Source organism: Shewanella sp. SW24 (genome assembly GCF_025653395.1).
In the GTDB taxonomy this organism is placed as follows: domain Bacteria; phylum Pseudomonadota; class Gammaproteobacteria; order Enterobacterales; family Shewanellaceae; genus Shewanella; species Shewanella oncorhynchi.
In genome coordinates, this window is record NZ_JAKKSH010000009.1 from 133,257 (window position 1) to 149,617 (window position 16,361).

General features: G+C 45.6%; 14 protein-coding genes. 6 read left to right on the top strand and 8 right to left on the bottom strand.

All coding sequences use genetic code 11. The features are described 5' to 3' along the window. Nucleotides 1–68 precede the first annotated feature (68 nt). Both L5M17_RS09765 and L5M17_RS09770 read left to right on the top strand, forming a co-directional pair. Nucleotides 69–950: a DUF3034 family protein gene (locus tag L5M17_RS09765; protein WP_263146956.1), complete on the top strand. Its 882-nt coding sequence runs from the start codon at nucleotides 69–71 to the stop codon at nucleotides 948–950. Continuing rightward, the gene (locus L5M17_RS09770) at nucleotides 947–1,423 is read left to right on the top strand and encodes a group I truncated hemoglobin (protein WP_263146958.1); all 477 of its coding nucleotides are present in this window, start codon (nucleotides 947–949) and stop codon (nucleotides 1,421–1,423) included. Before L5M17_RS09765 ends, L5M17_RS09770 begins: the two co-directional genes overlap by 4 nt. Before the next feature lie 111 nt (nucleotides 1,424–1,534). Here the strand turns inward: L5M17_RS09770 and L5M17_RS09775 are convergent, their stop codons facing one another. Further along, nucleotides 1,535–2,008, bottom strand: a complete 474-nt coding sequence (locus L5M17_RS09775) for an NYN domain-containing protein (protein WP_263146961.1) — start codon at nucleotides 2,006–2,008, stop codon at nucleotides 1,535–1,537. Nucleotides 2,009–2,123: 115 nt separating this feature from the next. Continuing rightward, nucleotides 2,124–2,984 carry a helix-turn-helix transcriptional regulator gene (locus L5M17_RS09780; protein WP_263146963.1) on the bottom strand — a complete coding sequence of 287 codons (861 nt, stop codon included), beginning with the start codon at nucleotides 2,982–2,984 and terminating at the stop codon, nucleotides 2,124–2,126. Between the two features lie 193 nt (nucleotides 2,985–3,177). Between L5M17_RS09780 and L5M17_RS09785 the strand changes: the two genes are divergently transcribed. Then, a complete protein-coding gene (locus L5M17_RS09785; protein WP_263146966.1) occupies nucleotides 3,178–4,089 on the top strand; it encodes a DMT family transporter in 912 nt (303 codons plus the stop codon). A gap of 75 nt (nucleotides 4,090–4,164) precedes the next feature. Here the strand turns inward: L5M17_RS09785 and L5M17_RS09790 are convergent, their stop codons facing one another. After that, complete coding sequence (locus L5M17_RS09790) at nucleotides 4,165–4,932, bottom strand: AraC family transcriptional regulator (RefSeq protein ID WP_131523569.1); 768 nt, start codon at nucleotides 4,930–4,932, stop codon at nucleotides 4,165–4,167. Between the two features lie 145 nt (nucleotides 4,933–5,077). On the opposite strand from L5M17_RS09790, the gene L5M17_RS09795 reads away from it, so the two are divergent. The 3 genes from L5M17_RS09795 to L5M17_RS09805 all read left to right on the top strand — a co-directional run bounded on the left by L5M17_RS09795 (nucleotide 5,078) and on the right by L5M17_RS09805 (nucleotide 8,757). Next, a complete protein-coding gene (locus tag L5M17_RS09795) occupies nucleotides 5,078–6,241 on the top strand; it encodes a multidrug effflux MFS transporter (protein ID WP_263146970.1) in 1,164 nt (387 codons plus the stop codon). A 677-nt stretch (nucleotides 6,242–6,918) separates the two neighbouring features. Further along, entirely contained in the window at nucleotides 6,919–7,722 is an 804-nt protein-coding gene (locus tag L5M17_RS09800) for a sensor domain-containing diguanylate cyclase (protein ID WP_263146973.1), read from the top strand. A 111-nt stretch (nucleotides 7,723–7,833) separates the two neighbouring features. After that, entirely contained in the window at nucleotides 7,834–8,757 is a 924-nt protein-coding gene (locus L5M17_RS09805) for a GGDEF domain-containing protein (RefSeq protein ID WP_219254128.1), read from the top strand. A gap of 117 nt (nucleotides 8,758–8,874) precedes the next feature. Here L5M17_RS09805 and L5M17_RS09810 read toward each other — a convergent pair whose 3' ends face one another. The 5 genes from L5M17_RS09810 to L5M17_RS09830 form a co-directional block, all read right to left on the bottom strand. Beyond that, on the bottom strand, nucleotides 8,875–12,018 hold the full coding sequence (locus L5M17_RS09810; protein ID WP_263146974.1) for a multidrug efflux RND transporter permease subunit: 3,144 nt from the start codon (nucleotides 12,016–12,018) through the stop codon (nucleotides 8,875–8,877). Next, the gene (locus tag L5M17_RS09815; protein ID WP_263146976.1) at nucleotides 12,018–13,127 is read right to left on the bottom strand and encodes an efflux RND transporter periplasmic adaptor subunit; all 1,110 of its coding nucleotides are present in this window, start codon (nucleotides 13,125–13,127) and stop codon (nucleotides 12,018–12,020) included. The genes L5M17_RS09810 and L5M17_RS09815 overlap by 1 nt, the downstream gene beginning before the upstream one ends. Before the next feature lie 210 nt (nucleotides 13,128–13,337). Then, nucleotides 13,338–14,132: a substrate-binding periplasmic protein gene (locus tag L5M17_RS09820; RefSeq protein WP_263146979.1), complete on the bottom strand. Its 795-nt coding sequence runs from the start codon at nucleotides 14,130–14,132 to the stop codon at nucleotides 13,338–13,340. A 248-nt stretch (nucleotides 14,133–14,380) separates the two neighbouring features. Then, complete coding sequence (locus L5M17_RS09825) at nucleotides 14,381–15,583, bottom strand: metallophosphoesterase (protein WP_263146981.1); 1,203 nt, start codon at nucleotides 15,581–15,583, stop codon at nucleotides 14,381–14,383. Between the two features lie 307 nt (nucleotides 15,584–15,890). Further along, nucleotides 15,891–16,361 (bottom strand): nuclear transport factor 2 family protein, encoded by a 471-nt coding sequence (locus L5M17_RS09830; RefSeq protein ID WP_198572917.1) that lies wholly within the window; start codon nucleotides 16,359–16,361, stop codon nucleotides 15,891–15,893.

Genomic DNA, 16,361 nt, shown 5'->3' on the forward strand with positions numbered 1-16,361 from the left:
ACTCAAGTCAATATGCAAAGACGTTAGACTAACGATTCATCGTCGAAAGAATGAGAGCGGAGCATCAAGTGAACATTTCCATAAATGCATTGAAGTTGAATTCATTAACTTGGAATTATGTTAAGGCTTTGTTTTGCCTATTTTTACTATTGGGTACTGTTCCTACGTTTGCTGAAGGTAGCCGTGTGGTCGCGACTGGCGGCGGGACGATGATTGAAGGCAGTGCTGGCGGTGGCATAGTGCCATGGGCCGTGATTAACGGTTATGGTAGTAGCGGTGAATGGTCGGCAACGGCGATGGCGACGGGGGTCTATGTCGATGATTTTACCCTGAAAGTGATAGGCGCTTCCTTGAGTTTTGATAATCGATTCGAGCTGAGCGTTGCGCGGCAAACCTTTGATTTGGATACTATGGGCGGCGAGTTAGGCCAAGATATCTTCGGCGTAAAATACAAGCTTACCGGAGAGCTGCTTTATACGGCTATGCCGCAAATTACCTTAGGTGCCCAGTATAAAAGAGTCGATGACTTTGCGATTCCTCAGGCGGTTGGGGCGCGGGATGATTGGGGTTTAGATTTGTATGTTGCTGCCAGCAAAGTATTTTTTGATGCGGTAGCGGGACGAAATGTATTACTCAATGGGACCGTGCGCGCGACCAAGGCGAATCAAACGGGTTTATTGGGTTTTGGTACTCAAGCCAATCATGATTACCAGTTTGTGCTCGAAGCCTCTGCCGCGGTATTGCTGACGGATAATGTGGCGCTGGGTATCGAATATCGCCAGAAACCCGATGAGTTAGCTTTTGCCCGTGAGGATGATTGGCAAGATGTGTTTTTAGCGTGGTTTATCAATAAGCATCTTTCCGTGGTTACGGCCTATGCGAATTTGGGCAGTATTGCAGGATTTGAAGAGCAACGGGGTTGGTATCTGTCGATGGAGGGAGCGTTATGAGGCGTTTATTGTTGAAACTATTACCTCTTGCCGCTTCGTTTGTTTTCACTGGCTGTGCGATGCAAACGATCGAAACCTCAGCATCACAAACTCACTCTAGTCATCAAACCGCAAGCCATCAAACCTTATACCAAGATTTAGGTGGTAACGCAGGCGTATCGGCGATAGTCGATGGTTTGCTGGCACGTATTGCCACTGATCCACGCATAGTGCATCACTTTCAAGAGACAGATATTGCGTTATTTCGTGAGCGTGCCATTGAACATTTCTGTCTGGTTGCCGATGGCGGCTGCGTGTATCACGGCGAAAGTATGCAGCACAGTCATAGAGGCTTGAATATTACTCAAGCGGATTTCGATGCCTTAGTCGGCCATTTGATTGAATCGATGAAAGAGCAACATATTCCGCTATCGACCCGTAATGCCTTTCTAAAACGCCTCGCCCCTATGTATACGGACATTACCTATCAGTGACTTGCTTCATCTTTAAAGTAGAAGCTCAACATAGCGTCTCTACATTGAGGGTGAAAGAGTAAATGAGTTAGATACGGTTAGCGTGATGGATAGCCGCATTCTGTCTTGTGACTAGAGCAATAACGCCTCATCTATGGGATGAAATTGAGAGGCTGCATCCCTTAAGGATTTAGCCGTCAGGGTAGGGACGCCATAGACTTGGGTTTCAACGCCATGCTTTTGATGAATTTTTTGCAGCAATAAATCGAAATCGCCATCACCAGACAATAAGATCACTGTATCCACTTCACTCGCCGCTTCCATAATATCTATGGTGATCCCCACGTCCCAATCGCCTTTGGCTGAGCCATCGCTACGCTGAATAAACGGTTTTAACTTCACCTCAAAACCTATGTGCTTTAGTGCGTCTTGAAATTTCAATTGCCCATCGTCGCCCTTATGGATGGCATAAGCCACGGCCAACGTTATATCACCTTCATAACCTAAGTGCTGCCACAGTTTACGATAATTAAATTGGCGACCATAGGCTTCACGGCAGGTGTAATAGATGTTTTGTACATCGACAAATAAAGCGATTTTTTTCAAGGCGTTTTCCAGCGGCTAGGGGAGTAAGGGCACTATAGCATATAGAGGCAATAGGGTTTTCAAGGATGTTAGAGTGTTGGGTTCAGCCGTCGAGATTGTGAACCCAAAGCGTATGTTAGCTTCTATGGTATTTTTGATATTCGCCCGGTGACATGCCGCTGAGTTTTTTAAAGTAACGCCCCATATGACTTTGATTGGCAAAGCCATTATTGAGGGCGATATCGGTCAATGATTGCGTTGAATGGCTCAAGCTTTGTTTGACCTTTTCAATGCGCACTTGCAGCAAATACTCCTGCGGCGTCATCGCAAATTGGCATTTAAACATGCGACAAAAATGGTACTCGCTAAGTTGGGCAAGCTCGGCCAACTCAGACAAGTAAATCTGCCGATGGGAATGGCAATGAATAAACTCTTTGATCGCTTTAGCCACTTTAGGTGCGAGCCCACCCTTAATTGGCCCCACCGACAAATTAAAGCCTGAGCTTTGCAGCAAAGTCACCAGCACAGTGTCGGTTACTTGTTCCATCATCAGATGGTGATCACTCGTCTGCCAATCGAGCCCTGCAACTTGGTGCCGAAACAGCGCCTCTAATCTCGGATTATCGACAAAGGTCAACTCAGGTAAACGCACTTGGCGTGGATCTTTATCAAAGACTCGCACCGCCAATTTTTTAAGATGTTCATCGCTAAAATACAAATGCATAAACTGCTGCGGTTGTCCCAGTTGCCAACGACTCTCGCTACCTTGGGGCATAAGACAAAACTTACTGGGCGCGCCATAGTCGGCCTTGATATCGGTTCTGTGGGTTTCGTAGCCGCCATCCAGATACATGCTCAGCGTATGTTGTGCATCGTTTTGGTAATACAGACGCTCGCTCGCATTTTGATAATGAGCCCAAGATAAATCCTCCGTAATCGCTTGTTTACGAATACAGGTTTTGGCGGATTTATCAAAACTGATGTATTTGGGCTCCATGGGTTCCTAGTGATCTCACTGGCTAAGCATTTTGTCTTTCCAAATTATCGCACTTATGGGCGTGGCTCAACGTCCGCTCGCGATTAAAACCGCAATATCGTGTTATGGCCAACAAGATGGTGACATAAGGACGAAAGCCATCGCTGTATAGTTTGCCTCATTAAGCATTTTATGAAGGTGTAGGAGACTCATTATGGCTGCTGTGATGTATTTGCTGATGATTTTTGTGTGGGGTTTTTCGTGGATTGCCATTAAGTGGCAGCACGGTGAGGTGGCGACGGAAGTCTCGATTTTCTATCGGTTTGCGATTGCGAGTCTCTTGATGTTCACCATTGGCTTTGCCTTTAACAAGCTGCAAGCGGTAAAGCTTAGGCAGCATCCTTGGTTTGCGCTACAAGGCGTGTGTCTATTTTGTTTGAACTTTATCGCGTTTTATACCGCAACCCATTATATCGCCAGCGGTTTAACGGCGGTGATTATGGCCACTGCCCCTATTTTTAATGCGATACATGGCCGCATTTTTTACGGTACGCCCACCAGTCGTAATTTTTGGTTAGGCGTCGGTGTCGGTCTGGGGGGCATTAGCTTACTCTTTGGTGCCGATTTGCTCGCGACTCAGTGGTCACAAAATTTAGTGTGGGGCTTATTGTTTTCGCTGCTAGGTACGTGGTTTTTCTCGATTGGTAACATGATCAGTATGCGCAACTCGCGCGATAATATGTCGCCCTTTACCTCAACAGCCTATGCCATGTGCTATGGCAGTGCGGCGTTATTGCTCATCATTTGGTTTAAAGATTTAAGTTTTAGTTTACCGCTGACAACCAGCTATCTTGGCAGCTTGTTCTACTTAGCCGTTATCGCCTCTGTGGTTGGCTTTACCGCTTATTTGATCTTGGTTGAGCGAATTGGCGCTAATGCCGCTGCGTATCTGTTGGTGATTACCCCTGTGGTGGCACTGAGCGTATCGAGCGTGTTTGAGGATTATCAGTGGACTTGGTATTCAAGCGCGGGACTTTTGCTGGTCGCGCTCGGAAACATGTTAACGCGCCGTCAAAAACCGCTTGCTTGGTTTAAGTCTTCTGCCACGCCAGCTTTGAAAGCCTAACGTCGCAGCTAGCGTCATGAAAGTGCATATGAGGCAAGGCTCGATTCGACGATTGTAAGTCAGTCGAGCCAGTACTTATTTGAAATATTGTGCTGGAGTAGTGCCGGTATATTGCTTAAAAAAGCTGATAAAGGCACTGTCGCTGGAAAATTGTAAATTAAAGCCCACCTGCGCCACCGAGGTTCCCGTTGCTAATTGTTCTATGGCCGCAAGTAAGCGCCATTGCTGGCGCCAGGCTTGATAAGCCATGCCCGTTTGTGCGCTAAAAATGCGGCTAATTGTGCGTTCACTGGCTCCGATTTCTACTGCCATATCCTTAAGATTGGCTGGCGGTTTCTGATGTTGCAGTAGTTGCGCAAGCCAGGTTGTTAAACGTTTATCCTGTGGGAGGGGTAAAGCCAGATTTTCTTCCATGGCATTGCCCAATTCTTCGCAGAGCAGCGAAAAAGCATTGTGTTGACTGCTTCTTGGTTTGTCCCAAGGCCAAAACGACATAGTGTCGATTAAGGCTTTGAGTAGTGGGTTTACATGGAAAATAGTGACCTTATCGGGCAATGAGCTGACGGTTTCTGGCTCAAAGTAGAGTGAGCGATAGGCGACGACATTATGCATTCTGACGCTGTGCTCGACACCTGCTGGCAGCCAAGCGGCTCGCGTCGGCGGTAATACCACCTGAGTCTGGGTTAGGGTGAATGTCATGCATCCTGCTGGAGCATAAAGCAGTTGTGCCTTCCTGTGGTGATGCATTCCCGAGTCGTGTTCGCCCATATTGGCGGCAATGCCAATAACCAGATTATCCAGCAGATCTGGATTAAATAGTTGTTCGGGTTGAATAAAGGCCATCTTGTCCTATTTTTGATGTTTTTTGTCTAAGTGTTGTTAATTGTCACATTTGGATTTTATCTATACTGCGCCATCTTTGACAAGTATGGAGTGACATTTCGGTAAACCAACTCATTTGTTGGAGTGCTGAAATGGACTAAAAATCATGAATATAAAACCCCCTTTAGGGCTCGCTGTGCTGCTAATGATGTTTCCGCAAATTATGGAAACAATCTATAGCCCAGCGTTGCCTAATATTGCAGAACACTTTGCAGTGTCGATTGCTGGCGCATCGCAAACCTTATCTGTGTACTTTATTGCTTTTGCTATCGGCGTATTTTGCTGGGGCCGCTTAGCCGACATTATTGGTCGCCGTAAAGCTATGCTCGCGGGATTAGTATGTTATGCCATTGGCTCTGCGTTAGCCTTGATGGTGAGCGATTTTAGCCTGTTGTTGCTGGCCCGCATATTGTCGGCTTTTGGCGCGGCAGTGGGTTCTGTGATTACCCAAACTATGATGCGTGACAGTTATAGCGGCGAAGAATTAGCCAAAGTCTTTTCTGTGATGGGAATGTCACTTGGGATAAGCCCTGTCATCGGATTGCTATTGGGCAGTATCCTCAGTGCGTATTGGGGATATCAAGGTGTGTTTGCCGCACTCATGGTCTCTGCAATTGTGCTGCTGTTTTTGTCGGTAAAATCTTTACCCGAAACCAAACCCACACATACCCAGAAAATCGCGATAGGCGAGTTAGCGATTAAGATGCTTACCGACAGCGAGATTATTAAGAGCAGCTTGTTGGTGGCGGCGTTTAACCTAATGTGGTTTAGCTACTTTTCACTGGCGCCATTTATGTTTGAGGCGCAAGGCTTATCGACACTCGCGTTTGGTACTAGTGGCTTACTGTTAGGCTTTGGTGCTTTCCTTGGTAGTTATGTTAATAAAATAATGCTGGGTCGAGGCCACACCAGCGCACAACTCGTTCGCTTAGCCAGTGCTATTGCACTTGTCGGTGGACTGGGCATTTGGCTCCTTCAATCGACCTTTATTGGGCTGAATAATGTTTACTTTCTAGCCCCTATGCTATTGATTGTGATGGCTTACGGTATCGCAATTCCGAACATACTAAGCTCTGCTCTGGCAAACTACCGCACCTATGCGGGCTCTGCTGGCGCACTCTTTGGACTATTTTATTATATTCTGTTGGGATTAGGTTTAGGCGGCGCGGGAATCATCCACCATTTAGGTATTGTGATTACGTTAAGTGCACTGCTTTGCGTTGGCTTAGGTTTACTTTTAGGCTTAGCCAATAAAGCAAAAAACGCTTAAGACGCAAATGAAAAGCCAAGATACTAAGTACTTTGGCTTTTCTATGTAATTTCTACATTTTGTATAGACGTGAAAAGCTAGGTTTTAGGTGCGAGTTCCTGCTGCTTTGCTGCCTCTTGGGTGCTGTCGAAATCAATCGAGGCATGGCAGGAAGTAAAATTAACTTCATCATTGAGTAGACCACAGTCTATTCATAAGCAGAGAGTTATGAATGGTGACGTTTACGCATCTATTCTTCCGCTAAATCCCATCATCTCAAAGCTTCTATTGAATATTGTTACTACTGAGTAGTACGAAAAACGAGCATCCGAACAAAGGGAATCAATGTCTTTTCAAACAAACACTTTTCATTAGGCTTTCCTTAAGTAATTGTGATTCCATCATTTTAGATGTACTCAAAGTCACTTTCTGATTTTACGATGTGCGATTGTAGCGTTTTTATATCGACGACAGCCTAAGTGAGTTCTTGTCCTCACAAATCATATGTGGTTCTATCACACTAAATGTTATCTCTATGTTATTCGTTGTATGGGGAGATACGGATGCGTCGACTTTTTTCAGAAGATAGTGAAGTCTTATTATTCAAAAGTTTAAATTATATACCTATCCCAGTTCTATTATCTGAGGCCTTGGACGTTGAAGGACGTCGCCCAAGCACTCATAGGGTGCATAGATTTATGAATCATGCATTTATTGAGCAATTGGGTTATACCATGTCGGACATACCCGATATTGAATCTTGGTTTAATACTGTTTATCCCGAGCCAATCCTTCGAGATAAAGCGATGTTTGATTGGGATAGGGCTGTGTATGTAAGTGAAAAACAGGGGCTGAGTACCGCAGGTTTTCAAACTTACCTTCGCTGTGGCAATGGTGAATATCGTTGGTTTTTAATCACAGCTCAAATTACCACAGAAAATCAATCAAACTTAAACATAGTCACTATGAGAGATGTTCATCAGTTGCAGTTACTGATTGAGGATAACAAGCGACAGTCTAATACCGATTTACTGACGGGACTTGCCAATCGTCGTCAAGTGGAACAGCTCCTCGCTTTAGCCATAGAACACAGTGCTGATGCACAAGGTTCACTCTGTTTAGTGATGTGTGATATCGATTTTTTTAAGAGTATCAATGATAACTTTGGTCATTTGTGTGGGGATGATGTGCTTAAATTAGTAGCGGATCAGCTTAAGCGCTATGCCCCCTCTGCCTCCTGTGTCGCACGTTGGGGAGGGGAAGAGTTTCTGATCGTGCTGGAAAACACTGAACTTGAAGTCGCTATAGAGCTTGCCGAGAAGTTGCGTTGTGATATTGAATCCACGGATTACCAATCCTATGGCCAGCATATGCATTTGACCATGAGTTTTGGGTGTGTCGGGCATCAAGTTGCTGAAAGCTTGCATAGTCTATTATTTCGGGTTGATAGCGTTTTATATAAAGCTAAAAATGATGGCCGTAACCGTGTTGTATTTGATTGAATTCTGAATAAATTCAAACGTTAAATTATATTTTATCTATCATCTTTTAGCCCCAATTAGGTTTGGGATGTGATAACAGATCTTTGTCTGGAATTTGAGCGGAGAAGGTTAATGACAGCACGCAATACCAGTGAGGTAATTCTCTTTAAAAGCTTAGATTTCATTCCTATTCCAATCCTGCTTTCAGAATCACGCATGAATGAGATGTCTGGCCGTATACAGCGGATCCATCGTTTTGTTAATCATGCCTTTATCGAACAGATTGGCTACACATTAGTCGATATTCCCGATATGGATGCTTGGTTTAATACTGTGTATCCAGATCCTTTAGTGCGCCAAGCTATGGTTGAAGGATGGGCAAAAATTGTTGAAAGCAGTATCAATGCAGGAATCGATACGGCTGAAATGCAGGCTCGCATTCTTTGTCGTAACGGTGAGTACCGTTGGTTTTTGATCACGGCACAAATTACCACAGAGAATCAATCGGACTTGCATATAGTAACGATGAGAGATATCCATGATTTACAATTGCTTATTGATGAAAATCAAACTTTGTCTAATACCGATGTGTTGACTGGCCTCGCTAATCGCCGTAAAGCGGAAGCAGTGTTGGAGAATGCCTTAAGTACCACAAATGGCTCTGACCTTTGCTTATTAATGTGCGATGTCGATTATTTCAAAGCCATTAATGACACGTTTGGTCATTTATGTGGGGATGATGTCTTAGTACAAGTTGCAAGGTTACTTGAAGGGCTACAGCAATCCGCTGCTTGTATTGCACGTTGGGGAGGTGAAGAATTCTTGATTGTTTTACAAGGTTACTCCTTAGATGAAACATATCAAATTGCAGAGCAATTACGTTTAGATTTAGCGTCGACGGATTTTTTCTATCAAGATAAACAACTGAATTTGACTATGAGTTTTGGCTGTATCTGTGTTCAAGATAATGAGAGTCTGCGCAGCGCACTTTTCCGGGTAGACAGTGCGTTGTATAGCGCTAAATCCGCTGGCCGAAATTGTGTTGTGATTGGATAGATAAATTCCCAATATCCTATGTAGGGCAAGGAAACTTGATTAAGACGCCAATAAAAAAGCCAAGACACTGAGTGTCTTGGCTTTTTGTTCTGTGATCTTCTGCAGTTATTATTAGCGCTAGGCTTTAGGTGCGAGTTCTTGCTGTTTTGCCGCCGCCTCTTGTGCCGCTAACTCTTGTGCTTTAATCGCCGCTTCGAGCTTAGCTTCAACATAACCCGGTGAATGGGTCGTGGCCGAGATTAATCGATACATGGCGGGGATCACCAGTAAGGTCACAAAGGTAGCAAACGCCATTCCGAAGAACACCACAGTACCTACAGCAATACGGCTTTCTGAGCCTGCGCCCGTCGAGAAAATTAGCGGCACAGCGCCTACTAAGGTGGTGAAGGCTGTCATTAGGATTGGCCGTAAACGACGGGATGACGCATCGATAATGGCTTTATCGAGTTCAAAGCCGCGGTCACGCAATTGGTTGGCAAATTCGACGATAAGGATACCGTTTTTAGTCACCATACCAATTAACATGATCATGCCTATCTGGCTGTAGATGTTGATCCCTTGGCTAGTGATCAGTAGTCCTAAGAAACCACCGAATACACCCATAGGCACAGTAAACATTACCACTAACGGGTTGATAAAGCTCTCAAACTGTGCGGCTAATACTAAGTAGGCAACCAGTAAAGCTAAACCAAATACGATAAAGATACTGCTTTGGTTTTCTTTAAAATCTTTGGATTCGCCCGTGTAACCAATCGAAATATCCTTAGGTAATAATTCAATGGCTTTAGCGTCAAGGAACTTTAAGCCTTCACCTAAGGTGTAACCTTCACTGACGTTAGCCTTGAGGGTGATCGATTTTTGCTTATTGGTGTGGCTTAATCTTTGTGCCGAGGCAATTTCTTCTATATGGGTGACAGTATCGAGAGTGACTAATTCACCCTTAGCTGACCGCATGTAGATTTGGCTCAGGTCACCGACATTGTTGAAACTGTTTTCATCACCGCGTAAATACACATCGTATTCTTCACCTCGATCAACAAAGGTCGTTTCGGTGCGTCCACCCAGCATGACTTCTAAGGTTTCCGATACTTGGTCGACACTGATCCCCAGTTCTGCGGCGCGCTCTTTATCGACAGTAACAATGAGTTCTGGCGTTGTTTCTGCGTAGTCTAAGTCAGCCCCTTCCATCATAGGGCTAGCATTAGCCTCTTCTTTCAATATCTGCGCCCACTTAAACAGTTCGGCATAGTCCGAACCACCAAGTACAAATTGCACGGGTTCGCTCGATTGCCCTCTAAAGCCTGGCATCATAGGGCGAACCATTACATCTGGGATATCTTTTAAGGCATTGCTAATAATTCCAAGGGCTTGCTGCGCTGTCACATCGCGGTGTTCCCAATCTTCTAGCTGCATGATGACAAAACCTGTTTGATCACCAGCACGGCCACCAAAGGCGGGAGCTTGTACGCTGAAGGATCGCAGCACACCTTTACCTAGCAAGGGCATGAGTCTGTCTTCGACTATGTCCATGTTGGCTGTCATACGGTTATAACTGGTGCCTTCGGCGCCTTTAATAAAGGCGAACAACACGCCGCGGTCTTCCTGCGGCGCAAGCTGTGACGGTACTTGTTGCATTAACCACGCGCTGCCGCCGATACAAGCGAGGATGACTAGCGGTGCGAGCAGGCGGAGTTTAATCGCTCGAGTCACGGCGACGCGATAAACGCTTTCCATGCGAGCAAAGCCGCTGTCGACCCAACGATTAAAGCGATTCGGTTTGACGTTGGCTTTAAGTAATTTACTGCTCAGTACAGGCGTAAGTGTGAGTGCCACTAAGGAGGAGAACAGCACTGACACCGCCAGCATCACGGAGAACTCGGTAAATAGTAGCCCGACCATGCCCTCCATAAATGAAATTGGGAGGAATACCATCACCAGTACCGCCGTAGTGGCGATAACGGCAAAGCCCACTTCTCGAGTACCTTTATAGGCGGCGAGTAAGGGCTCTTCACCTTTTTCGATATGGTGGAAAATGTTTTCAACCACCACAATCGCATCATCCACCACTAGACCGATGGAGAGGATTAATGCCATCAATGTCAGTAGATTAATCGAATAACCTAGCATGTTGGCGGCGATAAATGCCGAGATCAAAGATACTGGAACCGTCACCGCTGGGATTAACGTTGCTCGTGCTTGTCCAATGAAGATATACAGCACGAGTACGACCAAGGCGCCGGTGACATAAAGGGTGCTATACACTTCGTTAATCGAGCGGTCGATAAATACGGTCGAGTCGAAGTCGACCACTAGGCTAGTGCCTTCGGGCAGGAAGTTTTGTACGCGATCAACTTCTTTATGCACTTCTTTGGCAACGAGCAGGGGGTTGGCATCGGACTGGGCAATAATGCCTAAACTGATGTTAACTATGCCGTCACTTTTGAAGGTCGAGTTTTCGTTTTGTGCGCCAACAGCCACATCTGCCACATCTTTTAAGTAGATAGCCGTGCCATCGCTGGCGGTACGCACCACAAGATAGTCGAAATCCTTCGGCGTGTAGTACAAGCGTTTGGTACGCACCGACATCACAGTGGTGTCGTTGCGCACTTGGCCGCCGGGCGTTTCGATGTTCTCTTTACGCAGGGCGTTGATAATATCCGTTGCGGTAACATTACGTCCTGCCATTTGTTCGGGTCTGAGCTTGACGTACATGACCTTATACAAGCCGCCGGAAATGCTGATAGAACTCACGCCGCTGATTAAGCTGAATTTGTCCTCGAGTACTCGCTGGGCGTAGTCCGTTAATTGAGTACGGTCCATCACACTCGAGCTTAAGTTCACATAGACTGAGGGTTCGCCGGAGCCGTTGTCTTTTGAGACGACGGGGTCTTTTGCATCTTCTGGGAGCCTGCGTTGGGCGCGGGCCACAGCATCACGCACATCGCTGACCCCTTCGGTTAAGTTCCAACCGAGGAGGAATTTAACTGTGATACGCGAGCTACCGTTACGTGTGGTCGAGGTGATTTCGTCAATACCACTGATCCCTGTTAGCTCATCTTCTAAAGTCTTAGTGATCTGGCTTTCCATAATCGCCGCCGATGCACCCGAGTAACTGGTGCTGATGGTGACCACAGGGCTTTCGACGTCGGGCATTTCCCGTATTGACAGTTTAGTGAACGACACTATGCCGAATACACATAGCAGTAAGCTTAAAACGATGGCAACGACAGGGCGTTTAACCGAAACATCGGATAACCACATTATTTCGTCTCCGTTGCTTTAAGACATGAAAGCTCTGTCGCACGGACTGAGGCTTTATCATCGAGCGTGACTTCATTGATTTGCAGGCCATCGCGCATATTGACTAAGCCCTGTACCACGACTTTGTCACCTATGTTTAAACCGCTTTCGATTAAGACTTGGTTATCGATACGTGCCCCGAGTGTCACTTCTGTGCGGTGGGCAATGTGGTCGGCGCTAACTACGTATACGTAACGTTTAGTTCCTGAATATTCAAGAGCTTGCACTGGCACCATAGGTGCTGAAATCGCTGGGAAGGTGATGGTTGACGACATCATCATGCCCGGTTTTAAGCGTTTCTTCGGATTATCGAATAGCACTCGTACTTTGAGGTTTAAGGTTTCCTCATTGACGCGGGGATCGATAGCTACCATTTTGCCAGTAAAGATTTCATTCGGCCAAGCGCGACTGGTGGCTGATACTTGCATGCCAATACTCAGTTGCGATAGGAAATGCTCAGGCACTTGTAAGTCGAGGCGCATGCTGGACAAATCATCTAGCGACATCAACTCAGTGCCCATGCTGACCATCTTGCCTTCGCTGAAATTAATCAGGCCAGTATTACCCGCAAACGGCGCTATCAGCGAGTGGTAATGTAAATCTGCTTGGGCGGAGGATAAGCGTGCTTGGGCGATATCAACACTGGCTTTTTGTGCGTCAATCTCGGTTTGGGTAATGGCGTTACGGCTGATCAGTTTTTCAAATTCTTTGAGTTTACGTTTTTCATCATTGAGGAAAGCATTGGCCTCGGCGACGGCGGCTTGGGCTTTCATATCATCGAGTTCGATCAGTAACTGGCCTTTTTTCACCGCTTGGTTTGAGGTCACTGCGACTTGTTTAATCTTACCTGTGACTTGCGGTGCAATGATCACTGCACGTTCAGCCGCGAGTTTGCCGATAAGAGAGATAGATTGCGCTAATGGATATTCAATCACTTCACCCGTGACCACAGGAACGGTACGCATAAGATGTGGTGCGTTCTCGGGTTTAGCCGCTTGAAGGACATCACTAAAACTCACCGCTGTGGCGATAATCGCAAGCAGGGCAATGGCAATAATGGTTTTTTTCATTGTAATTATTATCTCGCGCAAAGGCAGTTTAAAAAGGTAATCGCTCTAATGGCGCTATTCTAGTGAATAACGTACGCCAGTTGGGTAAAAGTTTGTAAAGGTAAGCGAACGAAAATGAAAGAAATTGTGTTTTTTGAGCATTGAGCACAATTCAACGAGAGTTTTGCTGTTTTTTTGTGCTGTTATTGCTTTTTAAAAGCTGGACGGACTTTAGGGATGGACTTCAGTTCGCGTTTTTTCAATCGGCGCTTGAGTCGTTTCAACCTGAGGATATTGGCTTAAAATTGCCGCTAATCGTCCATCGCGGCGCATACTCTCTAAACCTTGATTAAAATCCGTCACTAACTGCGGATGATCCGCTACAGCCAAAGAGATCCCTAAATGAAATACCTCAGTCGCTATGGGTTGGCCGACTTGCTCAAAGGCCCCCTCATATTCACTTGGTCCTTTTTTAATTAAATACCTCGCTAAGTTATGGCCAATCAAGACTAAGTCAATACGCTTTAAAAACAGCTTTTTGAGATTCATCTCATCCGAATTTCCTTCCTCTGTGGTGAGCCCCGCGGCGAAGATTTCTGGTGGATTAGCGTAACCGCGACCTATACCAATAGTGAAAGGTTTAAGATCTGAAAGTTGACTGAAACTCAGCGGTGAATCTTTACGTTTATAAAACACAATTTGTACGGGTTGGATAGGCGCAGAATATTGGGCCCATTGCTCGCGCTCTTTACGATACCAGAGCCCAATGATGCCATCAGCTTGGCCAGTTTTAACGAGTAAAGCCGCGCGGGCGAAGGGATAAAACTTGAGGCTGGCAGTGTAACCTTGACGTTTAAAAGCTTCTTTGACGACTTGCGCAACGCCGCCCTGTTCAGGTAAGGCATCGGCATAAAAAGGAGGATAGTTAGTGGCGACTAATTGGAGTTCCCTGCCCGAAAATGCTGGGGGATAGAAGCTGAATAGAAACAAGCAAAAGCTAGATAATGTGAGTAATTTCTTCCCCATTTCTACTCCAGCACTTAGGTGAGTCGCACTTGGCTTGAGTATAGTCAGAGTTAATTAAAACAGGCGAACTTATGGATATTAAGATGGGTGCATGTTGAGAGCCATACGATTGAGCGTTGTGCCGATTGAGAACCATGGCGTGCGCCCGTTTTACCCTTGCTCATTCATGCCTTATTTGCCCCAGCGAATTTATGGATTAAGGCGCTAGCTCATTCACGTATTGGGGCAAAGGATTTTAGCGAGGCAGGTTATAGCGAAACCTGCTCACCCTGATACAAACCTCGGCGGAGTTTTCCAGCGTCGATAAGTAACAGCTCACCGGATTTACCATTCTTAATGCTGCTATCTATCGCAATGACTTTATTATGATAAAGCCCAAGTACTTGTTCCTGCGATGTGTGCCCTACGACGATATGATCGACCTTGAAATAGCTCAGTATGCTATCGATATCCGACTCTTTCAGTTCATCTTTAAAGTAGCCACGATACCAAGTTGGACCATTGGTAAAAAACAAAAAGTTGAGTAAATCGTCTTGCTTTAAATCGGCTTTTTTATCATCTAAATGCTGACGAAATAATTGGTTAGCATCGCTGATATTTAATTTACGCTCGACCCATTCAGGGCTGATGCCACCGTGCATAAACAAGATATTATTGATTTTGACTAAGGTATGTTTGCTGCGAAGCCATTGGCCTATTTCGGTGTCTTTGTTGTAGAGCGCATCGTAGCTGCGTTTGAGTAAATCTGCCGAGACTTGATAGCGTTCGTTGACGTAGCGTAAGTCGCCGCGAAACACCATTTGCTCGTGATTGCCCATGAGTAGATGTAAGCGTCCGCCCGCAGCTTGGGCTTCTTGATCTAAGGTATATAAAAACCACAATACTTCATTGACTTGATGACCACGGTCAAACATGTCGCCCGTCATCACCATATGACCGTCACCAAAGGCCCAGTGGTTATCTTTGTCGATAATCTGATGGGCTTTTAGCAAGTTAATCATTACATCAAACTGGCCGTGTACATCGCTAAGGGCGACAATTTTGCTGACATGGGTGAAGGTATCTGGCTCAACCGTGACAGCTTGTGTATAAAGGTGCGGTTGGGGTAATTCACCGCAACTGGCAGGGCGAGTTAACTGCGCCTTCGCAATCGGCGTTTGTTTTAGTTCACTCTGGCAAATCCAATAGGCTGTGTCTTTTTGAGCATCATCTAAAAACACATAAGGGCCATCGGTGATGCTGCTTTCTTGAATTTTTAACTCTGTATCAGTTTCACTTGCATTGGTCGTCAGTGAGATAAACGCAAGTGAGGTAAAGGGGAGTGCGGTGACAAGCCATAACAGGGGCGTGAATTTTCTCTGTTGCTTGAGTATCCATTGGCTGGCTCGGCTAAGTCGCGTCATAGATAGCGTGATTGGGTGAGCCCCGACTGGCATCGAATTGATTTGCATTAGACCGCATCCTTGTTCTTGTTTTAGTTATTCATTTTTTCATTTTAGACACTTGAGTTGATGAGTCTTCGAACGTGCAGCTTGACGAATTCAATTTCAAGCGCTTAATCCAAACGCTTAATCGCAAGTGCCTAATCTTAAGTACTTAATGTCAAGTGCTCAACCTATTGAAAACACTAAATCATACGGATAAGGCTTAACATCGGCAAGTCGTGGGGCGGGCTAAATTAAACTTGCCCGCCTCGTGATTCAGTTATTCCATCATGGCATTTCTATCGTGCATAACTGTTGTTATGGGTATTGACAATTACATGGCATTGACGACGGTATAACTATCAACAAACTGCTCAAAACTGACGATTTTTCCGCTGTGTATCTTCCATAAATGGGCGACTCGAGCGGTAAAATGTTTGCCCGTTTTGACATAAGTACCTGAATAAGTGCCGAAGGCAAAAACCTTATCACCCTGCGCCACATAGTCTTCGATATCGACGCAATAGTTATCCCATTCTTTTTCGAGGCGGGCGAACACATTGGCGGCTATCGCGCTAAAACCTATGTAAGTGCCCGCATAGGGAAAACCTACCGCCTCTGTCCAGCGTGCGTCATTTGCCAGTGCATGCTCAAGATTTTTGGCATTTTCGGCAGAGCTGTGTCCTGCGTAAGTACTTTTGACAAGTGCAAGATTCGCATCAGTTTGCCTTGCTGTTTCGATAAGATTTAACTGAGCAGGCTCACTCACTAAAGAGTTTGTTGGAACACCATTAAGCGTTGGCAT

Excerpts from the sequence above, each read along its gene's own strand:
- L5M17_RS09770 (WP_263146958.1), top strand. The coding sequence starts at position 947 with ATGAGGCGTTTATTGTTGAAACTATTACCTCTTGCCGCTTCGTTTGTT.
- L5M17_RS09780 (WP_263146963.1), bottom strand. The coding sequence starts at position 2,984 with ATGGAGCCCAAATACATCAGTTTTGATAAATCCGCCAAAACCTGTATT.
- L5M17_RS09785 (WP_263146966.1), top strand. The coding sequence starts at position 3,178 with ATGGCTGCTGTGATGTATTTGCTGATGATTTTTGTGTGGGGTTTTTCG.
- L5M17_RS09790 (WP_131523569.1), bottom strand. The coding sequence starts at position 4,932 with ATGGCCTTTATTCAACCCGAACAACTATTTAATCCAGATCTGCTGGAT.
- L5M17_RS09795 (WP_263146970.1), top strand. The coding sequence starts at position 5,078 with ATGAATATAAAACCCCCTTTAGGGCTCGCTGTGCTGCTAATGATGTTT.
- L5M17_RS09800 (WP_263146973.1), top strand. The coding sequence starts at position 6,919 with ATGAATCATGCATTTATTGAGCAATTGGGTTATACCATGTCGGACATA.
- L5M17_RS09805 (WP_219254128.1), top strand. The coding sequence starts at position 7,834 with ATGACAGCACGCAATACCAGTGAGGTAATTCTCTTTAAAAGCTTAGAT.
- L5M17_RS09810 (WP_263146974.1), bottom strand. The coding sequence starts at position 12,018 with ATGTGGTTATCCGATGTTTCGGTTAAACGCCCTGTCGTTGCCATCGTT.
- L5M17_RS09815 (WP_263146976.1), bottom strand. The coding sequence starts at position 13,127 with ATGAAAAAAACCATTATTGCCATTGCCCTGCTTGCGATTATCGCCACA.
- L5M17_RS09820 (WP_263146979.1), bottom strand. The coding sequence starts at position 14,132 with ATGGGGAAGAAATTACTCACATTATCTAGCTTTTGCTTGTTTCTATTC.
- L5M17_RS09825 (WP_263146981.1), bottom strand. The coding sequence starts at position 15,583 with ATGCAAATCAATTCGATGCCAGTCGGGGCTCACCCAATCACGCTATCT.
- L5M17_RS09830 (WP_198572917.1), bottom strand. The coding sequence starts at position 16,361 with ATGCCAACGCTTAATGGTGTTCCAACAAACTCTTTAGTGAGTGAGCCT.